The organism is Pseudomonas fluorescens (assembly GCF_030344995.1).
Classification (GTDB): Bacteria; Pseudomonadota; Gammaproteobacteria; order Pseudomonadales; family Pseudomonadaceae; genus Aquipseudomonas; species Aquipseudomonas fluorescens_BF.
On sequence record NZ_CP128260.1, the window covers coordinates 396,536 to 419,472 of the forward strand.

The window sequence follows — 22,937 nt, forward strand, 5'->3', positions numbered from 1 at the left end:
TTGCTGTGATTCAAGACAAGAAGTTCTGGGAAATCTTTACCATGCGTTCGCACCTGTTCAAGGCTCTACCCTTCGCTCTCGCCGCGTCTTTCGTACAAGCACAATCCTTACCAGAAGCCATGCAACAGGCGCTGGATGTCCATCCGGAAATCCAGGCAGGGGTCAACAGCCGACTGGCCGCGGATTATCAGTTAAAGGCTGCAAAAGGTGGATACCTGCCCAAGGTCGATCTGCTGGGCGGTTATGGCCGTGAAGGCACCGACAGCGTCACCACCCGTGCCGCCGGTGGCGGCAATCAATGGGAAACCCTGAACCGCAGCGAGTCAAGTTTGCGTCTGTCGCAAATGGTTTTTGACGGTTTTGCGACGTCCAGCGAAGTCGGGCGTCAACAAGCCACCGTCAACTCCCGCGCCTATTCCTTGCTGGGCACCTCCGAGCGCACCGCGCTGACCGTGGCCCAGGTTTACCTGGACGTGCTGACCCGTCGCGAGTTCGTGCGTCTGGCCGACGAAAACCTCAAGAGCCACCAGCGCATCTACGACCAGATCCAGCTGCGCACCCAGCGCGGCGTCGGCAGTGGTGCCGACCTTGATCAGGCCGAAGCGCGGATGGCCCAGGCTCGCAACAACCTGATCACCGAGCAGACCAACCTCGCCGACTCGGAAACCAATTTCCTCAGCGCCGTCGGCCAGATGCCCGATCAACTGGAGCGTCCGGCGCCGTTCATGGCGATGATGCCGGCCAACCTGAATGAAGCCCGCGCGCAGATGCTGGAAAACAGCCCGATCCTGCGCTCGGCCGAGTCCGACATCGCCGCTGCCGAGAAGCAGTACGAGACTGCCAAGTCGACCTTCTACCCGCGCTTCGACGCCGAATTGGGCCGCACTGCCGACAACGACCTCGACGGCCAGAACGGTCACAACAACGAATGGCAGGCGATGCTGCGCATGCGCTTCAACCTGTATTCGGGCGGCAGCAACAAGGCCGATCTGGAATCCAAGTCCTACCTGTCGAACCAGGCGCTGGACATCCGCAACAACGCCTTGCGTCAATTGAATGAAGAACTGGGCCTGGCCTGGAACGCCCTGAACAACGCCAACGCTCAGGTGCCGATCGCTCAGCAATACGTTGATCACAGCACCGCGGTGCGCACCGCTTACCAGCGTCAGTTCAGCCTCGGCGAACGTACCCTGCTGGATTTGCTCGACAGCGAAAACGAGTTGTTCACCGCTTCGCGGCGTCTGGCTGAAATCAAAAACATTCAGTTATTTACTCAGTATCGAATCAAGGCGACCATGGGCGAATTGCTCAAGAGCCAGGGAGTGGTCGCACCATTGGCATCCGTTGTGCAGAACGACGTGAAGCCCAAGGTCCAGCTGCCTGGGATGAATTGAGTTGTCCCTTTTCAACTGCTAAAGAGTGTCGAGCGTGGAATCAGAAGTCAGTCGAGTTCATCTCAGTCATGATCCACGCGCGTTGCACGACGATCCGTTACTGGATGGTCTTCTCGCTCTTTGCATGCTGCACCAGAAACCCGCCAGCGCGGCCATGCTGACCACCGGCCTGCCGCTGCCCAAGCAACGCCTGAGTGTCGAGCTGCTGCCCCGCGCAGCGGCGCGCGCCGGGCTGCAAGGGCGGGTGCTGCAACGCAAGCTGGAAGAAATTCCGGCGATTGCCATGCCGGCGCTGTTGCTGCTCAAGGATGGCCGCAGCGCCGTCCTGCTTGGCTGGCAGGGTGAGAGCGAAGCGCGGGTGCTGCTCAGCGAAAGCGACGGCGGCGAGTCCCTGGTCAGCCGCGAGCTGCTGGCCGACGACTACACCGGCAAAGTGTTCTTCGCCCAGCCCCAGCACAAATTCGACGTCAACCACGGCACGCTGATCCCGCGTGCGCGCTCGTGGTTTCGCGACACCCTCAAGCGTTCGCGCTGGCTGTACGCCGACGCCATCGCCGCCAGTTTCCTGATCAACATCATCGCCATGGCCGCGCCGCTGTTCGTGATGAACGTCTACGACCGGGTGGTGCCGAACCAGGCCGAAGCGACCCTGTGGGTGCTCGCGCTGGGCATCACCGGCGCCTACATGTTCGACCTGATCCTCAAGAGCCTGCGCAGCCTGTGCCTGGATCTGGCCGGCAAGAAAACCGACCTGATCATCTCTGCCACGCTGTTCGAACGCATCGTCGGCATGGCCATGAAATACCGCCCGGCGCGGGTCGGCAGCTTTGCCCAGAACATCCACGAGTTCCAGAGCCTGCGCGACTTCCTCGCCTCGCTGACCCTGACCAGCCTGATCGACCTGCCGTTCACCATCCTGATCTTCATCGTCATCGCGATTCTCGGCGGGCATCTGGTGTGGATTCCGGTGCTGGCCTTCCCGATCGCGCTGCTGATCGGCTATGCGCTGCAGAAGCCGCTGGTGGCAACCATGGAACGCACCATGGCGTTGGGCGCCGAGCGTCAGTCGAGCCTGATCGAAACCCTCGCCGGCCTCGACGCGGTGAAGGTCAACAACGCCGAAAGCGAACGCCAGTATCAGTGGGAACAGACCATCGGCACCCTCAGCCGCCTCGAGCTGCGGGTGAAAATGCTCTCCGGTCTGGCGATGAACATCACCCTGCTGATCCAGCAACTGGCCGGGGTGATCATGATCGTCTTCGGCGTGTACCAGATCATCGCCGGCAACCTGAGCATGGGCGGCCTGATCGCCTGCTACATGCTCAGTGGTCGCGCCCTCAGCCCGCTGGCGTCGCTGTCCGGTCTGCTGACCCGTTACCAGCAGGCGCGGGTGACCATGACCTCGGTCGACCAGATGATGGAGTTGCCGCAAGAGCGCAATTTCGAAGAACGCCCGCTGAGCCGCAAGGTTCTGCAAGGCGCCATCGAATGCCGCCAGCTCAACTTCACCTACCCGGAACAACAGAACCCGGCGCTGAAGAACATCAACCTGGTGATCCGTCCCGGCGAGAAAATCGGCATCATCGGCCGCAGCGGTTCTGGCAAAAGCTCACTGGCAAAACTGCTGGTCGGCCTCTATCAGCCGGACGACGGCGCGTTGCTGGTGGACGGCGTCGACATCCGCCAGATCGACGTCAGCGAGCTGCGCTACAACATCGGCTACGTGCCGCAGGACATCCAGCTGCTGGCCGGCACCCTGCGCGACAACCTGATTTCCGGCGCCCGTTACGTCGAGGACGAGCTTGTCCTGCAGGCTGCTGAACTGGCCGGCGTCCACGAATTCGCCCGCCTGCATCCACAGGGTTATGAGCTACAAGTCGGCGAGCGCGGGCAGAACCTGTCCGGCGGTCAGCGTCAGAACGTCGCCCTGGCCCGGGCGCTGTTGCTCAACCCGCCGATCCTGTTGCTCGACGAACCGACCAGCGCCATGGACAACACCGGCGAAGAACGCCTCAAGCAACGCCTCGCGGCGGTGGTGGAAAACAAGACCGTGGTGCTGGTGACGCACCGGGCATCGCTGCTGTCGCTGGTCGATCGCCTGCTGGTGGTCGACCGTGGACAGATCCTCGCCGACGGCCCGAAAGCGGCCGTCATGGAAGCGTTGAAGAAGGGGCAGATCAGTGTTGCTTAAGTCGGGTTTCAAGGATTCGATCCGCCGCTACTTCAAAGGCTCGGCATCGCTGCAGGGCCAGCCGCTGCCGGAGGTCAACAAGGCCTTGATCGAGGACGCGCCGCGCGTGGTGCGGCTGACGATCTGGGCGATCATCGGTTTCTTCGTGTTCCTGATGCTGTGGGCCAACTTCGCCGTCATCGACGAAGTGACCAAGGGCGACGGCAAGGCGATTCCCTCGTCGAAGATCCAGAAAATCCAGAACCTCGAGGGCGGGATCGTCTCCGAGCTGTTCGTCAAGGAAGGCCAGATCGTCGAGGCCGGCGCACCGCTGGTGCGTTTGGACGACACGCGTTTTGCCTCCAACGTCGGCGAAACCGAGGCTGATCGCCTGTCGATGCTGCTGCGGGTCGAGCGCCTGAGTGCCGAGGTCGATGACCGTCCGCTGAATTTCCCCGAGGACGTGCTCAAGGCTGTGCCGGGTCAGGCCAAGAGCGAAGAATCGCTATACGTCAGCCGTCGCCAGCAATTGCACGATGAAGTCGGCGGTTTGCAGGAACAGTTGATCCAGCGTCAGCAAGAGCTGCGCGAGTTCACCTCGAAGCAGGCGCAGTACCGCCAGCAACTCGGCCTGCAACGCCAGGAAATCAACATGTCCGAGCCGCTGGTGGCCCAGGGCGCGGTGTCGCCGGTGGAAGTGCTGCGACTCAAGCGTGCCGAAGTGGAAACCCGTGGTCAGCTCGACGCCACCACGCTGGCGATCCCGCGCGCCGAATCGGCGATCAAGGAAGTGCAGCGCAAGATCGACGAAACTCGCGGCAAATTCCGCAGCGAAGCCCTGACTCAGCTCAACGAAGCGCGCACCGACCTGAACAAGGCCCAGGCCACCGGCAAGGCACTGGAAGATCGGGTCAGCCGTACGCTCGTTACTTCGCCGGTACGGGGTATCGTCAACAAGATGCTGGTCAACACCATCGGCGGCGTGATCCAGCCGGGCAGCGACCTGCTGGAAATCGTGCCGCTGGACGACACCCTGCTGGTCGAAGCGAAGATCCGCCCGCAGGACATCGCGTTCCTGCATCCGGGCCAGGAAGCCACGGTGAAATTCACCGCGTATGACTACACCATCTACGGCGGCCTGAAGGCCAAGCTGGAACAGATCGGTGCCGACACCATCACCGACGAAGACAAGAAAACCACCTACTACATCATCAAACTGCGCACCGAGCGCAGCCATCTCGGTACTGACGAGAAGCCGTTGCTGATCATCCCGGGGATGGTGGCGTCGGTGGACATCATCACCGGCAAGAAGACCGTGCTGAGCTATTTGCTCAAGCCGATCATCCGCGCCCGCGCCGAGGCGTTGCACGAGCGCTAGATCTCTACTGGCCTTTCAGGCCTCTTCGCGAGCAAGCCCGCTCCCACAGGAATCTCGGTTAGAACACGATTGTGTGCTCACCAAAGAACTCTGTGGGAGCGGGCTTGTTCCGGGCGGAGATCCGACGAAGGCGTCTGTCGGAACAACACATTCCGTCCAGAAGTGACACAAATGGTCACTCACCATCCAGTCCATTCCTAAGCAATCGCCATATCGTTATTCGTTAACAGTATTTAAATTCCGCTTCTTATAGCTATAAAGTCGACTCCCTGCGTACCTGCCGACCAATCGGCGCGCCGCACGACACGAACCAACACGCAATCCAGCGTGAGTTTCTGATCGACGCGCGCGCCCTTGAGCGCGCCGTGCGTGGGAGATTGATTGATGTCCGCAGCTACTGCTACCCCAAGCGCCGCGACTGTCGCGCCGCAAACCTTCGAGATCCGCCCGTTCAGCGGTGCCGTCGGCGCCGAAATCATCGGCCTCGACCTGACCCGTCCGGTCAACGATGAAGACTTCGCCCGCATTCACCGCGCGCACCTCGATCACCATGTCGTGGTGTTCCGCGACCAGCGCATCACCCCGCAACAGCAGATCGATTTCAGCCGCCGCTTCGGCGTGTTGCAGATCCACGTGCTCAAGCAGTTCCTGCTGGCCAATCACCCGGAAATTCTCATCGTTTCCAACATCGTCGAGGACGGCCAGAACATCGGCCTCGGTGATGCCGGCAAGTTCTGGCACTCGGACCTTTCCTATAAAGAGCTGCCGAGCCTCGGCTCGATGCTGCACGCCCAGGAGCTGCCGTCCGAAGGCGGCGACACCCTGTTCGCCGACATGCACAAAGCCTGGGATAGCCTGCCCGACGCGCTGCGCAAAGCCGTCGAAGGCCGCTCGGCGGCGCATTCCTACACCGCGCGCTACAGCGAAACCAAATTTGAAGGCAACTGGCGCCCGACCCTGACCCCGGAGCAACTGGCTCAGGTCGCCGAGGTCGTGCACCCGGTGGTCCGCACCCATCCGGAAAACGGCCGCAAGGCGTTGTTCGTCAGCGAAGGCTTCACCACCCGCATCGTCGGCCTGCCGGAAGACGAGAGCAAGCAACTGCTCGACGAGCTCTACGCCCATAGCGTGCTGCCGCAGAACATCTATCGCCATCAATGGCAGCCCCACGACCTGGTGTTCTGGGACAACCGCTCGCTGATCCACCTTGCCGCCGGTTGCCCTGCGCACCTGCGCCGCAAGCTGTATCGCACCACCATCCAGGGCGACGCGCCTTTCTGATTTGCCGGAGATCCGATCATGTCCAAACGTCTTCCATTCGCGCCGCTGGCAGCGGCCATCGGCCTCGGTTTCAGCCTGATCGCCGGCAGCCTGGTGGCGCCGACCGTGGCCCACGCCGAAGGTGAAATCCGCATCGCCGAACAGTTCGGCATTGTCTATCTGTTGCTCAACGTGGTTCGCGATCAGGGACTGATCGAGAAGTACGGCAAGCAGGAAGGCGTCGACATCAAGGTCGACTGGACCCAGTTGTCCGGCGGCGCGGCAGTCAACGATGCGCTGCTTTCCGGCTCCATCGACATTGCCGGCGCCGGCGTCGGTCCGCTGCTGACGATCTGGGATCGCACCCACGGCAAACAGAACGTCAAAGCCGTGGCCTCGCTGGGCAACTTCCCGTACTACCTCGTCAGCAACAATCCCAAGGTCAAAACCATCGCCGACTTCACCGAGAAGGACCGCATCGCGGTGCCGGCGGTGGGCGTTTCGGTGCAGTCGCGTTTCTTGCAATACGCGGCGGCCAAGCAGTGGGGCGACAAGGAATTCAATCGCCTCGACAAGTACACCATCGCCGTTCCGCACCCGGACGCCACCGCTGCCTTGATTGCCGGCGGCACCGAGCTGACCGGGCACTTCTCCAACCCGCCGTTCCAGGATCAGGCGCTGGAAAATCCGAATGTGCACGTGGTGCTCAACTCCTATGACGTGCTCGGCCCGAACTCGCCGACCGTGCTGTTCGCCACCGAGAAATTCCGCAACGAGAACCCGAAAACCTACAAGGCATTCGTCGAAGCGCTGACCGAAGCCGCGCAATTTGCACAGAATGATAAAGGCGCGGCGGCGGACACTTACATCCGCGTGACCAAGGCCAAGATCGACCGCGCCGCGTTGCTGAAAATCATCGACAACCCGCAGTTCGAATTCAGCGTCACGCCGAAAAACACTTACCCGCTTGCCGAATTCCTCTACCGCGTCGGCGCGATCAAGAACAAACCCGAATCGTGGAAGGACTACTTCTTCCAGGACGACAAACCGCTGCAAGGGAGCTGATCGACATGAACGCCCCTTTGCAAGGCCACGCGGCCAGCAACCCGATCGCCACCGCGCAAGCGCTGCTGGCGGTCGACCAGGTCAGCCTCGAATACCGCACGCCGCAGCGCGTCGTGCGTGCCACCCACCAGGTCAGCTTCGAAGTCGATCAACAGGATCGCTTCGTGCTGCTCGGCCCGTCCGGCTGCGGTAAATCCACCTTGCTCAAAGCCGTCGCCGGGTTCATTGCGCCGTGCGAGGGCGAGATCCGTCTGCAAGGCCAGCGTGTCGACGCGCCGGGTCCGGACCGGATCGTGGTGTTCCAGGAGTTCGATCAACTGCCACCGTGGAAAACCGTCAAACAGAACGTGATGTTTCCGCTGCTGGCCTCGCGCACGCTGAAGAAAAAAGAAGCCGAGGAGCGTGCGCTGCATTATCTGGAAAAGGTCGGTCTGGCCGCGTTCGCCGATGCCTATCCGCACACCTTGTCCGGCGGCATGAAAGCGCGGGTGGCGATTGCCCGGGCGCTGGCGATGCAGCCGAAAATCCTGCTGATGGACGAACCGTTCGCCGCACTGGATGCGCTGACCCGGCGCAAGATGCAGGAGGAATTGCTGCTGCTCTGGGAGGAGGTGCGTTTCACATTGTTGTTCGTCACCCACTCGATTGAAGAAGCGTTGGTGGTGGGCAATCGCATCCTGCTGTTGTCGCCGCACCCGGGCCGGGTCAGGGCGGAAGTGCACAGCCATCAATACGATCTGCACAGCCTTGGCGGTGTGGCGTTTCAGGAATCGGCACGGCGCATTCATCGGTTGCTGTTCGATGAAGGACAGTCGCCGGAAACCGAGCGCGAACTGGATTTCACCGATATCCGCATCGCTTATTGAGCTGCCTGGAGGATTGCCCGATGAGCCATTCATCATCCGTACGTCAAGAATTCGAAAACGATCTGCAACCGCTGACCAGCGTCCCGGTGGAACGCGAGCTGCCGCTGGGCCAGCGACTGTGGCAACAGGGCTGGCTGCGCAAAAGCGTGATCCTGATTTTGCTCGCCGTGCTCTGGGAGGTGGTCGCCCGGGTGCAGAACAACGATCTTCTGTTGCCGAGCTTTTTGCAGACCAGTCATGCGCTGTATGACGGCCTGCTCAGCGGCGAACTGCTGGGCAAGGTGTGGATCTCGCTGGTGGTGCTGCTCAAGGGTTACCTGATCGGCATCGTCCTGGCTTTCGCCCTGACCACGCTGGCCGTCTCGACCCAATTCGGTCGGGACTTGCTGAGTACGCTGACCTCAATGTTCAACCCGCTGCCGGCGATTGCGCTGTTGCCGCTCGCATTGCTGTGGTTTGGCCTGGGGCAGAACAGCCTGATTTTCGTGCTGGTGCATTCGGTGCTGTGGGCGCTGGCGCTGAACACTTACGCCGGGTTTCTCGGCGTCTCGGAAACCCTGCGCATGGCCGGCCGAAACTACGGCTTGAAAGGCATGCGCTTCGTGCTGTTCATCCTGATTCCGGCGGCGCTGCCGTCGATCCTCGCCGGGCTGAAAATCGGCTGGGCCTTCGCCTGGCGCACCCTGATCGCCGCCGAACTGGTATTCGGCGCCACCAGCGGCAAGGGTGGCCTGGGCTGGTATATCTTCCAGAACCGCAACGAGCTTTACACCGACAAAGTGTTTGCCGGTCTGGCCGTGGTAATCCTCATCGGTCTGCTGGTGGAGAACCTGGTGTTCGATACGCTGGAGCGGGTGACGGTGAAACGCTGGGGGATGCAGCGCTGATTTTCTGATCTGCTAGCATTGCGTGCGAATCAATCCTGATCGGTCACGAGTGCTCAGCATGCAACTCCCGGACATGAACCTGTTGGTCGCCCTCGACGCCTTGCTCGACGAGGGCAGCGTGGTCGGCGCCGCACGGCGGATGAACCTCAGTTCGGCGGCCATGAGCCGCACGCTGACGCGGATCCGCGAAGCCATTGGCGATCCGATTCTGGTGCGTGCCGGTCGCGGTCTGGTGCCGACGCCCAAGGCGCTGGAGCTGCGCGAGCAGGTGCGCGATGTGGTCGAGCAGGCGGCGCTGCTGTTTCGCTCGGCCGATGCGGTGGAATTGGGCACGTTGCGCCGGCGCTTCAGCATTCGCGCCAACGACTTTTTCGTCGGCGTGTACGGCGGCAAGCTGTTCGACACCCTGGATCAACTGGCGCCGCACTGCGAGTTGCGCTTCGTTCCCGAGGGCGACGGCGACGATGAAGCCTTGCGCGAAGGGCGAATCGACCTGAGCGTGAGCAACACCCGACCGGTGACGCCGGAAGTCAAAATACAGAACCTGTTTTCCACCCACTTCGTCGGGCTGGTACGCGAGGATCACCCGCTGCTGGATGGCGAGATCACCGCCGAACGCTATGCCGGTTTTTCCCACATCAGCATGTCCCGTCGGGGCATCGCCCGTGGGCCTATCGACACCGCGTTGAATGCGCTGGGCCTGGAGCGGCGGGTAGCGGTGATCGCGCCGAGTTTCCATGCGGCGATGTTCGCCCTGCCGGACTCCGACCTGATTCTGCCAGTACCCAAGGAAGCGCTGCTCAGCGTGCGGCGGCTGGGCTTGAAACTGCGCTCGTTCGACCTGCCGATTCCGTTGCCGACACTGATGCTGACCCAGGCCTGGCACCCGCGTTTCGACAAGGATCCGGCCCACCGCTGGCTGCGCGAAACCCTCAAGACCTGCTGCGACGAAACCTGGCTGGCGGCACAGCCCTGACGATTGCGTCTGATGCACTTATAAACTGCCAAGAAGTCAATTTTCGTCAGCACTAAGCCCTACTACCATGCTCCGGTATTTTTCCCTCCGGAGTTCGCCTGCATGACATCCTTGACGGTCACGGCGCCGATTGCCGCTGCCGCTCCGATGGCCGCCGCGCCACCGGTGTTCGGGGCGCGGATCATCATCGGTCTGGTCGGCGTGCTGCTGGCGGTGCTGGTGTCGGGTCTCAACGAGATGGTGACCAAGGTCGCCCTGGCCGACATTCGCGGCGCCCTGAGCATCGGCTACGACGAAGGCACCTGGCTGGTCGCCAGCTACACCGCGACCTCGGTGGCGGCGATGGCGTTCGCGCCGTGGTGCTCGGTGACCTTTTCCCTGCGTCGCTTCACCCTGTGCGCCATCGGCGTGTTCACCCTGCTCGGGGTGCTCTGCCCGTTCGCCCCGAACTACGAAAGCCTGCTGCTGATGCGCATCCTGCAAGGCCTGGCCGGCGGCGCGTTGCCGCCGATGCTGATGACCGTTGCGCTGCGGTTTTTGCCGGCCAATTTCAAACTGTACGGCCTCGCCGGTTACGCCCTGACCGCCACGTTTGGCCCAGGCCTCGGTACACCGCTGGCCGGGTTGTGGACTGAATACGTCGGCTGGCAATGGACGTTCTGGCAAATCATCGTGCCGTGCCTGATCGCCATGACGATGGTGGCGTACGGCATCCCTCAGGATCCGCTGCGTCTTGAACGCCTCAAGTCGTTCAACTGGAAAGGCCTGCTGCTGGGCTTTCCGGCGATCTGCATGCTGGTGATCGGCCTGTTGCAGGGCAATCGCCTGGACTGGTTCGAATCCAACCTGATCTGCGCTTTGCTCGGCGCCGGTTCGCTGTTGCTGGTGGCGTTTCTGATCAATGAATGGTCGCAGCCGATTCCGTTTTTCAAGTTGCAGATGCTCGGCATCCGCAACCTGTCGTTTGCGCTGATGACGTTGGCCGGCGTGCTGGTGGTGCTGCTGGCGGTGGTGTTGATTCCGTCGAGTTATCTGGCTCAGGTGCAGGGTTACCGGCCGGTGCAGACAGCTCCGATCATGCTGCTGGCGGCATTGCCGCAACTGCTCGCGCTGCCTCTGGTGGCGGCGCTGTGCAACCTGCGTTGGGTCGATTGCCGCTGGGTGCTCGGGATCGGTTTGAGCATGTTGACCCTGTCGTGCCTGGGCGGCTCGCAACTGACCTCGGAATGGATTCGCGACGATTTCTACGTGCTGCAATGGCTGCAGATTTTCGGCCAGCCGATGGCGGTGCTGCCGTTGCTGATGCTGTCGACCGGCAGCATCCAGCCCCAGGACGGGCCGTTCGCTTCGGCGTGGTTCAACACCGTGAAAGGCCTGGCGGCGGTGGTCGCCACCGGCGTGATCGAAGCGCTGAGCACTTCGCGCCTGCATTTTCACTCGACGATGCTGGTCGATCGCCTCGGCAACTCGCCGCTGGCCGCGAGCAACGACCCCGGCCTCGCCCATCGCCTGCACGAACAGGCGGTGGTGCTGACTTCTTCGGATCTTTATCTGTGCATGGCCGGCGTCGCGGTGGCGCTGATCCTGCTGATTTTCTGGCTGCCGACGCGGATCTTCCCGCCGCGCGCGCCGACCTGACTGAAATAGAAGGTTTTTATGACGACTCAAGCAAAGCAAAAACTCGCGGTGGCTGTGGCCGCTGCGCTGGCGGTCGGTGTGCTGGTGTATCTGGCGATGCCTGGTCTGTTCGGCAAGCGCACGCAGCAGAACACCAACGACGCCTTTGTCTCCGCCGACTTCACCTTGGTGGTGCCGCGTGTGGCGGGGTTCATCAAAGAGGTGCTGGTGGAAGACAACCAGCAGGTCAAGGCCGGGCAGTTGCTGGCGCTGATCGATGACCGCGACTTGCGCGCTGCCGCCGAGGCCGCCGATGCGCAAACCCTGGTGGCCCGCGCGCAGTTGCAGAACGCCAAGGCCACGCTGGAGCGCCAGACTTCGGTGATCGCTCAGGCGCAGGCGTCGGTGGTGTCGGCCAAGGCTGAAATGGCTTTCGCCCAGCAGGAATTGAATCGCTATAACCACTTGGCCGGCGTCGGTGCCGGCACCGTACAGAACGCGCAACAGGCGCGCACCCGCATCGATCAGGCCTCTGCGCGGCTGGACACGGCCACGGCAAAACTGGCCGCAGAACGTAAGCAGGTCGAGATTCTGACGGCGCAGCGCGATGCCGCCGAGGGCAGTTTGAAACACGCTCAGGCTGCGCTGGAGATCGCCAGTTTCGAGCTGTCCTATACGCGCATCACCGCGCCCCAGGACGGCATGATTGGCGAGCGCGCGGTGCGGGTCGGCGCCTATGTGACGCCGGGCAGCAAACTGCTGGCGGTGGTGCCGTTGAAGCAGGCCTATGTGGTCGCCAACTTCCAGGAAACCCAGCTCACCGACGTGCAGCCGGGGCAGGACGTTGTCGTGCGGGTCGACAGTCTTGGCGGCGAAGCCCTCACCGGCCGCGTCGAAAGCATCGCCCCGGCTACCGGCGTGACCTTTGCGGCGGTCAAACCGGACAACGCCACCGGCAACTTCACCAAAGTCGTGCAGCGGATTCCGGTGAAGATCCTGCTGGAGCCGGGCCAGCCATTGGCCGAGCGCCTGCGGGTGGGCATGTCGGTGGAGGCGAGCATTGATACCAAAAGCTCGGCGACGTCGGTGCGTGAGGTGACGCAGCGATGAAGCGCTTTCAGTCCCTGACGCTTGTCCTGAGTCTGTCGGCGTTGGCGGCCTGCACCGTCGGCCCGGACTTCCAGAAACCCGAAGCCACCCAAATCGCCGACTGGGCAAAACCATCGAAAACCGCTGTCAGCCAGGCCGTCAGCGAACCCTTGAACGAGCGCTGGTGGGAAGTCTTTCACGACGCGCAACTCTCGGCCCTGACCCAGCGCGCCTTGCGCAGCAACCTTGACCTGCAACTGGCCAGCAGCCGCCTGCAACAAAGCCGCGCCGCCCGTCAGGTGATCACCGCCGACCGTTATCCAGCGACCGCCGCTACCGGCAGCTACGCCCGCAAACGCAACAGCGGCGAAGGCTTGAACGACCCGTCCGGGCACAACGGCAATTCCGCCTTCAACCTGTGGGATGCCGGTTTCTCCGCCTCTTGGGAGCTGGACTTCTGGGGCCGCGTGCGCCGGGAAACCGAAGCCGCCGATGCCAATCTCGAAGTCGCGGAAAACGACCGGCGCGGCGTGCTGTTGGCGGTACTCGCAGACACCGCGCAGAACTACATCCAGTTGCGCGGGGTGCAGAACACCCGCGCGGTCACCGAGCAGAACCTCGATGTGGCGAGGCACAGTCTGAAACTCTCGCAACTGCGCCTCAACGACGGCGTGGCCACCGATCTCGACGTCGCCGAAGCCGCCGCGCAAGTGGCGGCCATCGAATCGCGGCTGCCGGCACTGGAGCAGCGTCAGGCGCAACTGGTCAATGCCATCAGCCTGTTGATGGGTGAGCCGCCGCAAGCCCTGACCAAAGAGTTATCCACAGACGCGCCGGTACCGCAGTCGCCGCTGACCGTCGCCATCGGGCTGCCGTCGCAACTGGCCGAGCGTCGCCCGGATATCCGCCAGGCCGAAGCCCGATTGCATGCCGCCACCGCGAATATCGGCGTGGCCAAGGGCGATTTCTATCCGCGCATCACCCTGTCCGGCAATCTCGGCTCGCAAGCCATGCAGCTCAGTGATTTCGGCTCCTGGGGCTCACGCGCCTTCGGCATCGGCCCGCAATTCAGCTTGCCGCTGTTCGACGGCGGCCGCCTGCGCGGCGTGCTGCAACTGCGCGAAGCCCAGCAGCAGGAAGCGGCCATCGGTTATCAACAGACCGTCCTGCGCGCCTGGCACGAAATCGACGACCAGTTGACCGCCTACAACGCCAGCCAGCGCCGCCGTGACAGCCTCGCCGAAGCCGTGCGCCAGAACCAGATCGCCCTGCGCACCGCGCAACAGCAATACGTCGAAGGCGTGGTCGACTTCGTCAACGTCCTGACCGTACAAAGCGCACTGCTCGCCACCCAGGAACAATGGGTGGAAAGCTCCACCGGCGTTTCACTGGCGATGGTCGGGCTGTACCGGGCATTGGGCGGGGGATGGGAGTCGGTGTATCCGGTGGGGGAGATGGCGCAGCGTTGAGTGCAAAAGCGCAAAAATAAAAAAACCGGCCGAAGCCGGTTTCTTTGACCCCAACTGCCAGCGAACTGAATCGCTACGTACGGGGTTGAGTGCGGAGAGAGTAAGCAACGAACGATAAATCGGCAATAACGGCCCTTTGGAAAGTCGCGTAGGAAACTTCCCTAAAGTTTGTAAGCGACGAAAGCGCCCACCTCAAGACGAATGATGGCCTTTCGCTTGACGCTAATCGCCGCTGTCGTAGACTCCGAGCATCCGTCAGGGAGTAACGGTTATGCGGCGTTTTCGTGGTTGGGTTGTCGGATTGACCTTTGTAACGTGTGCAGTTCAGGCTCAAACGCCCGCGCCAGACGATCCGCTGCTGGATAACGGCGGGGCGGCGAATGCGTCGGCCAGCAGTGAAGCGCGCGGTGTGTTGCGGGCGCGGGATCAGGCGACTTTGGCCAGCGAGCTGTCGGGGCGGATTGTCGAGTTGCCGTTCAGCGAGGGCGAGTCGTTCAAGAAGGGCGATACCCTGGCGCGTTTCGACTGTTCAGCCTATCAGGCCCAGTTGAATGCCGCGCAAGCCGCCAGCCGTGGCGCCGGTGAAGAGCTGGCGCACAACCGGCAATTGGCGGCGCTCAATTCCGTCGGGCGTTTCGAAGTGGCCCGGGCCGAGGCCAAGGTCAGCGAGACCCAGGCGCAATCCCAGGTTTATCAAGTTCAGGTCAAACGCTGCAGCGTGGTCGCGCCGTTCGACGGGCAAGTGGTCGAGCGCAAGGTGCAGCGTTATGAAAGCGTGCCGGCCGGTGCGCCGCTGCTCGATGTGGTCGACAACCGCACGCTGGAAATCCATCTGCTGGTGCCGTCGCGCTGGATGGCCAGGCTCAAGCCCGGTCAGTCGTTCAGCTTCGTGCCTGATGAAACCGGTCAGCCGATCGACGCCACGGTCAAACGCCTCGGTGCGCGGATCGATGAAGGTAGCCAGACCCTGTTGCTGGTCGCAACACTCCCCGAAGCCAAAGGCTTGCTCGCCGGCATGAGCGGCACCGCGCGTTTTCCGGAGCTTAAGTGAACGCCCCGGTGAGCGGCACTGCCGAGCAGGTGTTCGCGCGGTTTCTTGATCTCGAACGGCAGACCCGCGCCGCTCAAGATATTTCGCAACTGGCCTACAGCCTGGTCAATGACGGTCAGTCGCTGTTCGGTTTTCGCCATGCGGCGCTGTTGATCGCCGGCAAGGTGCAGGCGGTGACCGGGGTCAGCGCAGTGGAGCCGAATGCGCCGTTCGTGGCGTTCGTCGAGCAGGCCGTGGCGCAGTTGTTCAAGCAGGATGTGCTGAAACAGGCGCGGGTGATCACGCCGGAAATGGTCGGCGAATCGATTCAGGCCGACTGGCGCAGTCTGTCGGCCATGCAAGTGTTCTGGCTGCCGTTGATCGACCGTCAGGGTCAGGTGTTCGGCGGTTTGTGGCTGGCCCGTGATCTGCCGTGGAACCCATCCGAACAAGTGCTGCTGTCGCAACTGGGCGACACCTACAGCCATGCCTGGCTGGCGTTGCAACCGCGCAAACCTTGGCGGCTGCGCTGGACCCGTAAACGCCAGGTGGCGCTGGTCGCCGTGTTGCTGCTCGGGCTGTTGATCCCGGTGCGCCAGTCGGTGCTGGCGCCCGCCGAAGTGGTGCCTCAGGGCGGGCGCGTTGTCGCCGCGCCGCTGGACGGGGTGATCGCCGAGTTTCTGGTCAAACCCAACCAGAGCGTGAAAACCGGCGACCTGTTGCTGCGTTTTGAAAGCACAACACTGAAGGCTCAGGCCGATGTCGCCGAGCGTGCGCTCGGGGTCGCCGAAGCGGAACTCAAAGCCAACTCCCAGCGCTCGTTTGTCGACGCTGAATCCAACTCCCGGGTCGATCTGCTGGCCGCCCGCGCCGAACAGAAACGCGCCGAACGCGACTACGCCCGCGAACTGCTCAATCGCAGCGAAGTGCGCGCCGAGCGCGACGGCATTGCGGTATTTGCCGATGCCGAACGCTGGACCGGCAAACCGGTGCAGACCGGCGAACGGCTGATGGAAATCGCCGACCCGAGCCAGGCCGAACTGCGTATCGAACTGGCCGTGGGCGACGCGATCTCGCTGGAGCCGGGCGCCGAAGTCGCGCTGTTTCTCGACAGCGACCCATTGCAACGCCACCTCGCCACCCTCGAACGTTCGGCCTACGAGGCGCAGCCCACCGCCGGCGGCCAATTGGCCTATCGGCTGGACGCCAATTTCGCCGACGCACCGCCGCGCATCGGCCTGCGCGGCACCGCAAAAATTTTCGGCGACCGTGCGCCGCTGGCCTTGTACCTGCTGCGGCGTCCGCTCGCCGGGCTGCGCCAGAGCGTAGGCCTGTAAATGACCCTGCCGAGCCTGCGTGCCGACCTGCAATTGTCGCCCGCGGCACCGGCATTGGACGGTTCGCCGCGCTGGACCTTGGCCGACCCGGTGCGCGGGCGCTACTTCAAACTCGGCGCAGCGGCGATGCGCCTGTTGCGCCACTGGTCGCTGGGCGATCCCGAACAAGTGCTGCGCGCCGCCAATCGTGAACCGGGGTTGCCTCTGGACGGCAACGAGCTGGCGCAACTGCTGGAGTTCCTGCGCGGTCACGATTTGATCAGCGCCCTCGACGAACAGCAGCGCGCCAGCTATCGGCTCAAAGCCCTCGTGCAACGCCAGAGCCTGTGGAGAATCCTGCTGCATCAATACCTGTTCTTCCGCATTCCACTGTGGCGCCCGGACACTTTTCTCAACCGTGCCTGGCCATGGCTTGAGCGCTTCGGTCCCAAGGCCTTGCGCTACGGTCTGCCGGCGACGCTGGCGCTCGGGGTGTTTCTGGTGTCGCGGGACTGGCAGCGGTTTGTCGGCACCTTTCCGCATCTGTTCAGCCTCGGCGGCGCGATCGCGTTCGGCGTCTCGCTGTTCTTCGCCAAGCTCTGTCACGAGTTCGGTCATGCATTCATGGCCAAGCGCGCCGGGTGTCGGGTGCAAAGCATGGGCGTGGCGTTCATGGTCTTGCTGCCGATGTTCTACACCGATGTCAGCGATGCCTGGCGGGTCAATGATCGACGCGCGCGACTGTTGATCGGTGCCGGTGGGGTGATGGCGGAATTGTTGCTGGCGAGCATCGCGCTGCTGGTCTGGTCGTTCCTGCCGGACGGGCCCGGTCGCACAGCGGCGTTCATGCTCGCCAGCGCGACGTGGATCACCACACTGGTGGTCAATCTCAACCCGTTCATGCGCTTCGATGGCTACTTTCTGCTCAGCGACTTGTGGGAAGTCGACAATTTGCAGGGCCGGGCCTTTGCCCTGTGTCGCTGGCGGTTGCGGGAATTTCTGTTCGGCTATGGCGCGCCGGCGCCGGAGCCTTGGTCGCCGACGATGCAGCGGCGTTTGCTGATCTGGGGGTATGGCTCGTGGTTATGGCGTGCGGCGTTGTTTTTCGGGATCGCGCTGGCGGTCTATCACCTGTTCTTCAAGGTGTTGGGGATCTTCCTGATGCTGGTGGAACTGGTGTGGTTCATCTTTCTGCCGATCATGAGTGAGTGGCGCCAGTGGTGGAGCCGTCGCGAACAGGCTCATGGTCCCCGCGTATTGCTCAGCAGTCTGGCGGTACTCGGCCTGTTGCTGGTGCTGATCGTGCCGTGGCGCAGCTCGGTCGAGTTGCCGACGATGCTCGAGGGCGGCCGCGCCAGTGCCTTGCACGCACCGACGGCGGCGCGGGTCAAAGCCGTGAAGGTGGCGGATGGTCAGACTGTGGCTCAGGGCGACGTGCTGATCGAACTGGAATCGCCGGATCTCGATTCGCGGCAGGCCATCGTCCGCCGGGAAATCCGCATCCAGCAATTGCTGATGCGCCGTCAGGCTGGCCGCAGTGAAACCGCTGCCGACGCCGGCATCGTCGAGCAACGCCTTGCCGAAGCGGTGGCGGAATACCGTGGCCTGACTGCTCAACGCGAACGTCTGCTGTTACGCGCACCTCACGCCGGAACCGTGCGTGACCTGCTGCCGAACCTGACGCCGGGCCGCTGGCTGTCGAGCAAAGACGCGCTGGCGCGGGTGGTCGAGGACGGCACCCGCCTGCGCGGTTACCTGGCCGAGGCCGAGTTGTGGCGGGTCAAGCCCGGCGCCACCGGGCGGTTTATCGCCGACGACCCGATGCATGCCGCCATCGCGGTACAACTCAATGAAATCGACACCAACGGTGTGGCCTATGTCGATCAGGAAGCACTGACCTCCGATCACCACGGGCCGATTGCCGTGCGCCGCGATCAGCAGCAACGGGCGGAGCCGGTGCAGGCGCAATACGGCGTGCGTTTGACTACGCTGGATCAGGCACCGACTCCGGTGCAGCCACTGCGCGGCGTGGTGGTGTTGCAGGGCAGCGGCGAATCGGTGCTCGGCGTGGCTTGGCGCCGGATGGCGGCGCTGGGGGTCAGGGAAAGCGGTTTCTAAGGAGCATGAAGATGACGGAAAATCTGGCGGCGGACGGATTGGTGGTACGGCCTTCGCGGACGACTGACGGGCCGTTTCTGCAAAGCCTGTATCAATCGGCGCGGCCGGATCTGCAATGGATCGACGGCGAGCAGGAACAGGTGCAGCAAATCGTTGCCCAGCAATTTCAGGTGCAGGAGCAGGGCATGGGGGAAAACCATCCGAATGCCATGCACTACATCGTGGAAAAACTCGGCACCGCCATCGGCGCACTCAGCACCGATTTCGGCGTCAATGAAATCCGCGTGTTGTACCTCGCCTTCATTCCCCAGGCCCGGGGCAAGGGTTACGGGCGAACCGTGCTGCAAGGTGTGCAAAAAGCCGCGCAGCAAGTGCGCTGTCCGGTGGCGACGGTGGTCTGGGCCAACAACCCCCATGCGCGCCAGCATTACCTGGCGCTGGGGTTTGCCGTGGAAGAGCGCAATCCGGCGGCGGAGCGGTTGGTGTGGTACCCGCAGTGAGGCGGGGTCTCAGTTGAAGGAAATGCAGAAATAACCCAGTTGCGGATCCCGCCCCATCGCCGGCACCCGCGACACGAAAATGTCCTCCACCCGACCGAGTTCCGGGAGTTCCAGCGCGCATAAACCGTCGACGAATTCGGTCGGCACCAGGCTGTTGAATTCGAGGCAGAAGGGCATGCGTTCGCTGTAGCGGGTTTTCGCGGCGGGGATCTCATCAAGGTGCTCGATCCGAATCGGCAGTGCCGTGCCATCGGGCAGGTGCAGCGTGCGTTGTTGTCCGAGCAACGGCTGGACGTGTTGAATCTGAACCGCTTGCAGCATGGTCTGACTCCAGTGAAAAAAAGAACGGCCGGGGGCCGTAAAGCCCCCGGCGTTTGCTCAGTTGCGCGACGGGAACAGGCCGTTCAGGGCAACGCTGAAGTTGAGGACCAGGGCCGGGTTCAGGATCGGCAGTGGCTGGCTGCCGCCGGTGGAGGAAATGTCACCGGTGACGGTGGTGGTCACACCCTTGAGCGGCACCGGTGTGGCGCCTTGGGCGTCGGAGTAAATGTTCGCCGAACCAGGGCCGCCGCCGGACGCGCCGAGGTACGAGTTGGTGGCGGTGGGCACGGTCGCCGGATTGCTGGCGGGTACGGCCAGCGACAAGGCCGTGTTGGCGGTGAGGCCGGTCATCGCGTGAGTGTGGTTGGGCATGTTGGCAATGGTGGCGGTGACGTTTTCGGTGCCGTACACCTGACCGATGACGCGCGGTGTCAGGCCCAGTCCGGTGCCTTGTGCGACGGGCACGCGACCTTGCAGGTTGGGCAGTTGAAAGTTGGTCGTGCCATTGCCGCCGTAGTAAGTGCCCAGCAAGGCGAACAGCGCCTGGTATTGCGAGATGCCCAGGATTTGCCCGTTGCACAAGGCCCAGCCACTCGGGGCGAAGTTGAAGGCGAACGGTTGAATCGTACCCATAAAGACTTCCATGGTTCCTCATCCTTCTGTTGTGTGGTCGGCGCGCCGCGCGTTCGCCCTTGTTTTCGGGCCGGTCGAAACGTTTTGCTGACTCCTTCCTTTTGCGCGGGCAGGTCACGCCAAGCCGTAGCGTAGACCCGGATCGACGGACTTGCCGGACGTCGTCACGGCCGCGCGTCGACTTCGGCGCTGGCCTACAGTGTTCGCAGTTGATGACGCAATTGTGTTCGCAAAAAACCTGAGGGGAGGTTGATGGAGTTTCTTCGCGAGACGCCGCTGGGGGATACCCAGGATCCGTTCGCTGCACCGAATGCCGGTGTCCGGCGCCTGTTGCGCTGGGCGCGCGAGCACTGGTTGATTCCGATCCTGCTGCTGGCCACCGTGGTGCGTTTTTATGACCTGACCGCTGCCGCAATCTGGGGCGATGAAGGTTCGAGCCTGCTGCTGGCGGGCTATTCGCTGGGCGGAATCTGGGCACACGCCGCGTTCGATGTGCATCCGCCGCTGTACTTCATGCTGCTGCACGGCTGGATCGGCGTATTCGGTGACGGCCTCCTGGCCATTCGCAGTTTCAGTGCGCTGGCCGGTATTGCCACGGTCGGGCTCGGCGTGAGCCTGGTCGACCGGCTGGCCACCCGCCGCGCCGCGATCATCGCCGGGGTGTTGCTGGCGCTGCTGCCGACGGCGGTGCGCTACAGCCAGGAAGTGCGCATGTACGCGTTGCTTGGCTTGCTGCTGGTCGGCGCGACGCTGGTGCTGGTCAAGTGGATTCGGCGTCCGCAGCGTCACCGCTATCTGCTGATCTACGCGCTGCTGATGACGGCGGCGTTGTACACCCATTATTTCGCGGTGCTGGCGGCGCTGAGCCATTGGCTGTATCTGGGGCTGATCCGGCTGTTGCCGGGTTATCGCCTGAAGCATCTCCAGCGCAAGGACTGGTGGCTGGCCAATCTGGCCATCGTCGTGCTGTACCTGCCGTGGCTGCCGAACCTGATTGACCTGCTGCAACACATGGACGCGCTCAAGGCCGGCGGCGATGTGGGCTGGGAAGATCCGGTGACCCTGTCTTCGCTGCCGTCGATGATCTGGCTCTGGCTGATCCAGGATGAGGGCGAGCAGCTTCCGTTGCTGCTGTTCGGCGGTGTGCCGCTGGCCTTGCTGGTGCTGGCGGCGGTCGCCGTCGCCCGGGATCGCAGCGTGAACCATGGCAGTGTCCTGCTGGCGCTCTACACCGGCGTACCGTTGTTGCTGGTGTTCGCCGTGTCTTTCATCACGCCGGTGTTCATCGAGCGTTACCTGACCGCTTACGCGCTGGGGCTGGCGATGCTGGCTGCGCTGGCCATCGACCGCCTCTACACCAGCGTGCGCGTGCTGGCGGTGGCGGTGCTGCTGTCGCTGGTCGGGGTCGAGATGATCGGGGTGAACGCCAACGCCACGGTCGACCGCAACGACCAGTTCAACGTCATGGTCGATTACGTCAATCGCCACTTCACCAGCGGCGACCGGATCATCACCAGCGACATGCTGTGGTACCTCAGTTACGTCTATTACAACCGCACGGACGCTCAAATCCGGCTGTTTACGCCACCCACCGCCGAAGGGCGCTCCACGCGTCCGAATCAATACGGTTTCGGCACGCTGGTGTCCGACGGGGTTTATCTGGATCGACTGAGCGAATTGCCGCAGGGCAGTGCCCGGGTCTGGTTGATCGGTGATCTGGATGCGGAGGTGCCGGATCCATTCCTGCCCTTGCCTGCGACTTGGCAGTTGCGGGATCAGGTCCAGGCGGGTGGCGCGAGAGCGCGACTTTTTTCGTTGCAGACGCCCAACGAATCGGGAGAAAACTGACTTAAACGGTTCACCTTTTTATTCGCGATAAAGCGGAGATTTTTAAGTCCGTTTTGCTCTGTTTTGATATCAAAACACTAGTAGTCGAAAGGGTATTGTTGGATTACGCTCGTCAGACAAAAGGACTTACAAATACGGTGAAGGGATTGCAGCAGTTCCACTTTATCTCCGGCTTGCCGCGCTCAGGTTCTACCCTTCTTTCTGCGATCCTTCTGCAGAACCCGCGCTTTCATGCCGGCATGACCAGTCCGGTCGGCGCGCTGTTCTCCGGTGTCCTTGAACAATGCAGCGCCGGCAGCGAATTCGGCGCAGTGATCGACACCGACATGCGCCGCCGTCTGTTGCGCGGCCTGTTCGACTCCTACTACGCCGACAAGGCCGACAAACCGGTGGTGTTCGACACCAACCGCCAGTGGTCTGCGCGACTGCCAGCCATCAACGACCTGTTCCCTCAAGCAAAGGTCATCGCCTGTGTGCGCAATGTCGCCTGGGTGATGGACAGCCTCGAGCGGCTGTACCGCGCCAATCCTTTCGAAAACACCAAGCTGTTCGGCGATGCGGTCGAGCGCAACACCGTCTACAGCCGCTGCGAGACCTTGGCTCAGCGCAACCGCCTGGTGGGTTTTGCCTGGGCGGCGCTCAAGGAGGCCTATTACGGCGAGCACGCCGATTCGCTGCTGATCGTCGATTACGACCTGCTGACCCAGGCCCCGGAGCGGGTGCTGCGGCTGGTCTACGACTTTATCGGCGAACCCTGGTTCGAGCACGATTTCGAGCACCTGGCCTATGACGCGCCAGAGTTCGACCAGGCCCTGGGCGTGGCCGGCCTGCACAAGGTCAAGCCCAAGGTCGCCCTGCAGTCACGGCGCACGATTCTGCCGCCGGACCTGTTCAAGCAATACGCCGATTTGTCCTTCTGGCTCGATGGCTCAGCCAGCGCTGCCAATGTCATTCGTATGAAGTCCGACGCCGCGATCAGCTGATCGCGGCGTTTTTCATT

At 62.8% G+C, this 22,937-nt stretch carries 19 protein-coding genes; 17 read left to right on the top strand and 2 right to left on the bottom strand.

The window, feature by feature from the left end; genetic code table 11:
• The first annotated feature begins 41 nt into the window (after window positions 1–41).
• From QR290_RS01745 to QR290_RS01815, 15 genes are all read left to right on the top strand, one after another.
• The gene (locus QR290_RS01745) at window positions 42–1,394 is read left to right on the top strand and encodes a TolC family outer membrane protein (protein ID WP_289204191.1); all 1,353 of its coding nucleotides are present in this window, start codon (window positions 42–44) and stop codon (window positions 1,392–1,394) included.
• Between the two features lie 34 nt (window positions 1,395–1,428).
• Window positions 1,429–3,585: a type I secretion system permease/ATPase gene (locus tag QR290_RS01750; RefSeq protein ID WP_115076087.1), complete on the top strand. Its 2,157-nt coding sequence runs from the start codon at window positions 1,429–1,431 to the stop codon at window positions 3,583–3,585.
• Window positions 3,575–4,942 (top strand): HlyD family type I secretion periplasmic adaptor subunit, encoded by a 1,368-nt coding sequence (locus QR290_RS01755; RefSeq protein WP_115076088.1) that lies wholly within the window; start codon window positions 3,575–3,577, stop codon window positions 4,940–4,942. Before QR290_RS01750 ends, QR290_RS01755 begins: the two co-directional genes overlap by 11 nt.
• 384 nt (window positions 4,943–5,326) lie before the next feature.
• Entirely contained in the window at window positions 5,327–6,223 is an 897-nt protein-coding gene (locus tag QR290_RS01760) for a TauD/TfdA dioxygenase family protein (protein WP_115076089.1), read from the top strand.
• Between the two features lie 18 nt (window positions 6,224–6,241).
• Complete coding sequence (locus QR290_RS01765) at window positions 6,242–7,267, top strand: ABC transporter substrate-binding protein (RefSeq protein ID WP_289204192.1); 1,026 nt, start codon at window positions 6,242–6,244, stop codon at window positions 7,265–7,267.
• Between the two features lie 5 nt (window positions 7,268–7,272).
• On the top strand, window positions 7,273–8,133 hold the full coding sequence (locus tag QR290_RS01770) for an ABC transporter ATP-binding protein (RefSeq protein ID WP_007957720.1): 861 nt from the start codon (window positions 7,273–7,275) through the stop codon (window positions 8,131–8,133).
• A 20-nt stretch (window positions 8,134–8,153) separates the two neighbouring features.
• Complete coding sequence (locus QR290_RS01775; protein ID WP_085608535.1) at window positions 8,154–9,020, top strand: ABC transporter permease; 867 nt, start codon at window positions 8,154–8,156, stop codon at window positions 9,018–9,020.
• A 58-nt stretch (window positions 9,021–9,078) separates the two neighbouring features.
• Window positions 9,079–9,996, top strand: coding sequence for a LysR family transcriptional regulator (locus QR290_RS01780; protein ID WP_007957716.1), 918 nt, complete (start codon window positions 9,079–9,081; stop codon window positions 9,994–9,996).
• A gap of 102 nt (window positions 9,997–10,098) precedes the next feature.
• Window positions 10,099–11,634 carry an MFS transporter gene (locus QR290_RS01785; protein WP_289204193.1) on the top strand — a complete coding sequence of 512 codons (1,536 nt, stop codon included), beginning with the start codon at window positions 10,099–10,101 and terminating at the stop codon, window positions 11,632–11,634.
• An 18-nt stretch (window positions 11,635–11,652) separates the two neighbouring features.
• Complete coding sequence (locus QR290_RS01790; RefSeq protein ID WP_289204194.1) at window positions 11,653–12,723, top strand: HlyD family secretion protein; 1,071 nt, start codon at window positions 11,653–11,655, stop codon at window positions 12,721–12,723.
• On the top strand, window positions 12,720–14,171 hold the full coding sequence (locus QR290_RS01795; RefSeq protein WP_289204195.1) for an efflux transporter outer membrane subunit: 1,452 nt from the start codon (window positions 12,720–12,722) through the stop codon (window positions 14,169–14,171). Before QR290_RS01790 ends, QR290_RS01795 begins: the two co-directional genes overlap by 4 nt.
• Window positions 14,172–14,442: 271 nt before the next feature.
• Window positions 14,443–15,222, top strand: a complete 780-nt coding sequence (locus QR290_RS01800) for an efflux RND transporter periplasmic adaptor subunit (protein WP_115076096.1) — start codon at window positions 14,443–14,445, stop codon at window positions 15,220–15,222.
• Window positions 15,219–16,538: an efflux RND transporter periplasmic adaptor subunit gene (locus QR290_RS01805; protein ID WP_289204196.1), complete on the top strand. Its 1,320-nt coding sequence runs from the start codon at window positions 15,219–15,221 to the stop codon at window positions 16,536–16,538. Before QR290_RS01800 ends, QR290_RS01805 begins: the two co-directional genes overlap by 4 nt.
• On the top strand, window positions 16,539–18,635 hold the full coding sequence (locus QR290_RS01810) for a biotin/lipoyl-binding protein (RefSeq protein WP_289204197.1): 2,097 nt from the start codon (window positions 16,539–16,541) through the stop codon (window positions 18,633–18,635).
• A gap of 11 nt (window positions 18,636–18,646) precedes the next feature.
• Window positions 18,647–19,135, top strand: coding sequence for a GNAT family N-acetyltransferase (locus QR290_RS01815; RefSeq protein ID WP_430736779.1), 489 nt, complete (start codon window positions 18,647–18,649; stop codon window positions 19,133–19,135).
• Between the two features lie 9 nt (window positions 19,136–19,144).
• Here the strand turns inward: QR290_RS01815 and QR290_RS01820 are convergent, their stop codons facing one another.
• Both QR290_RS01820 and QR290_RS01825 read right to left on the bottom strand, forming a co-directional pair.
• Window positions 19,145–19,456: a DUF6916 family protein gene (locus tag QR290_RS01820; protein ID WP_115076100.1), complete on the bottom strand. Its 312-nt coding sequence runs from the start codon at window positions 19,454–19,456 to the stop codon at window positions 19,145–19,147.
• Window positions 19,457–19,513: 57 nt separating this feature from the next.
• Window positions 19,514–20,101 (bottom strand): phage tail protein, encoded by a 588-nt coding sequence (locus tag QR290_RS01825; RefSeq protein ID WP_085684342.1) that lies wholly within the window; start codon window positions 20,099–20,101, stop codon window positions 19,514–19,516.
• 240 nt (window positions 20,102–20,341) lie between these two features.
• On the opposite strand from QR290_RS01825, the gene QR290_RS01830 reads away from it, so the two are divergent.
• Together QR290_RS01830 and QR290_RS01835 are read left to right on the top strand one after the other, a co-directional pair.
• A complete protein-coding gene (locus QR290_RS01830) occupies window positions 20,342–21,937 on the top strand; it encodes a glycosyltransferase family 39 protein (protein ID WP_289204198.1) in 1,596 nt (531 codons plus the stop codon).
• A gap of 137 nt (window positions 21,938–22,074) precedes the next feature.
• A complete protein-coding gene (locus tag QR290_RS01835) occupies window positions 22,075–22,920 on the top strand; it encodes a sulfotransferase family protein (RefSeq protein WP_011331872.1) in 846 nt (281 codons plus the stop codon).
• Window positions 22,921–22,937: the final 17 nt, after the last annotated feature.

Coding starts and splice junctions, on each gene's coding strand:
- QR290_RS01780 (WP_007957716.1), top strand. CDS start 9,079: ATGCAACTCCCGGACATGAACCTGTTGGTCGCCCTCGACGCCTTGCTC.
- QR290_RS01825 (WP_085684342.1), bottom strand. CDS start 20,101: ATGGAAGTCTTTATGGGTACGATTCAACCGTTCGCCTTCAACTTCGCC.
- QR290_RS01790 (WP_289204194.1), top strand. CDS start 11,653: ATGACGACTCAAGCAAAGCAAAAACTCGCGGTGGCTGTGGCCGCTGCG.
- QR290_RS01785 (WP_289204193.1), top strand. CDS start 10,099: ATGACATCCTTGACGGTCACGGCGCCGATTGCCGCTGCCGCTCCGATG.
- QR290_RS01810 (WP_289204197.1), top strand. CDS start 16,539: ATGACCCTGCCGAGCCTGCGTGCCGACCTGCAATTGTCGCCCGCGGCA.
- QR290_RS01800 (WP_115076096.1), top strand. CDS start 14,443: ATGCGGCGTTTTCGTGGTTGGGTTGTCGGATTGACCTTTGTAACGTGT.
- QR290_RS01760 (WP_115076089.1), top strand. CDS start 5,327: ATGTCCGCAGCTACTGCTACCCCAAGCGCCGCGACTGTCGCGCCGCAA.
- QR290_RS01815 (WP_430736779.1), top strand. CDS start 18,647: ATGACGGAAAATCTGGCGGCGGACGGATTGGTGGTACGGCCTTCGCGG.
- QR290_RS01765 (WP_289204192.1), top strand. CDS start 6,242: ATGTCCAAACGTCTTCCATTCGCGCCGCTGGCAGCGGCCATCGGCCTC.
- QR290_RS01830 (WP_289204198.1), top strand. CDS start 20,342: ATGGAGTTTCTTCGCGAGACGCCGCTGGGGGATACCCAGGATCCGTTC.
- QR290_RS01795 (WP_289204195.1), top strand. CDS start 12,720: ATGAAGCGCTTTCAGTCCCTGACGCTTGTCCTGAGTCTGTCGGCGTTG.
- QR290_RS01745 (WP_289204191.1), top strand. CDS start 42: ATGCGTTCGCACCTGTTCAAGGCTCTACCCTTCGCTCTCGCCGCGTCT.
- QR290_RS01820 (WP_115076100.1), bottom strand. CDS start 19,456: ATGCTGCAAGCGGTTCAGATTCAACACGTCCAGCCGTTGCTCGGACAA.
- QR290_RS01775 (WP_085608535.1), top strand. CDS start 8,154: ATGAGCCATTCATCATCCGTACGTCAAGAATTCGAAAACGATCTGCAA.
- QR290_RS01770 (WP_007957720.1), top strand. CDS start 7,273: ATGAACGCCCCTTTGCAAGGCCACGCGGCCAGCAACCCGATCGCCACC.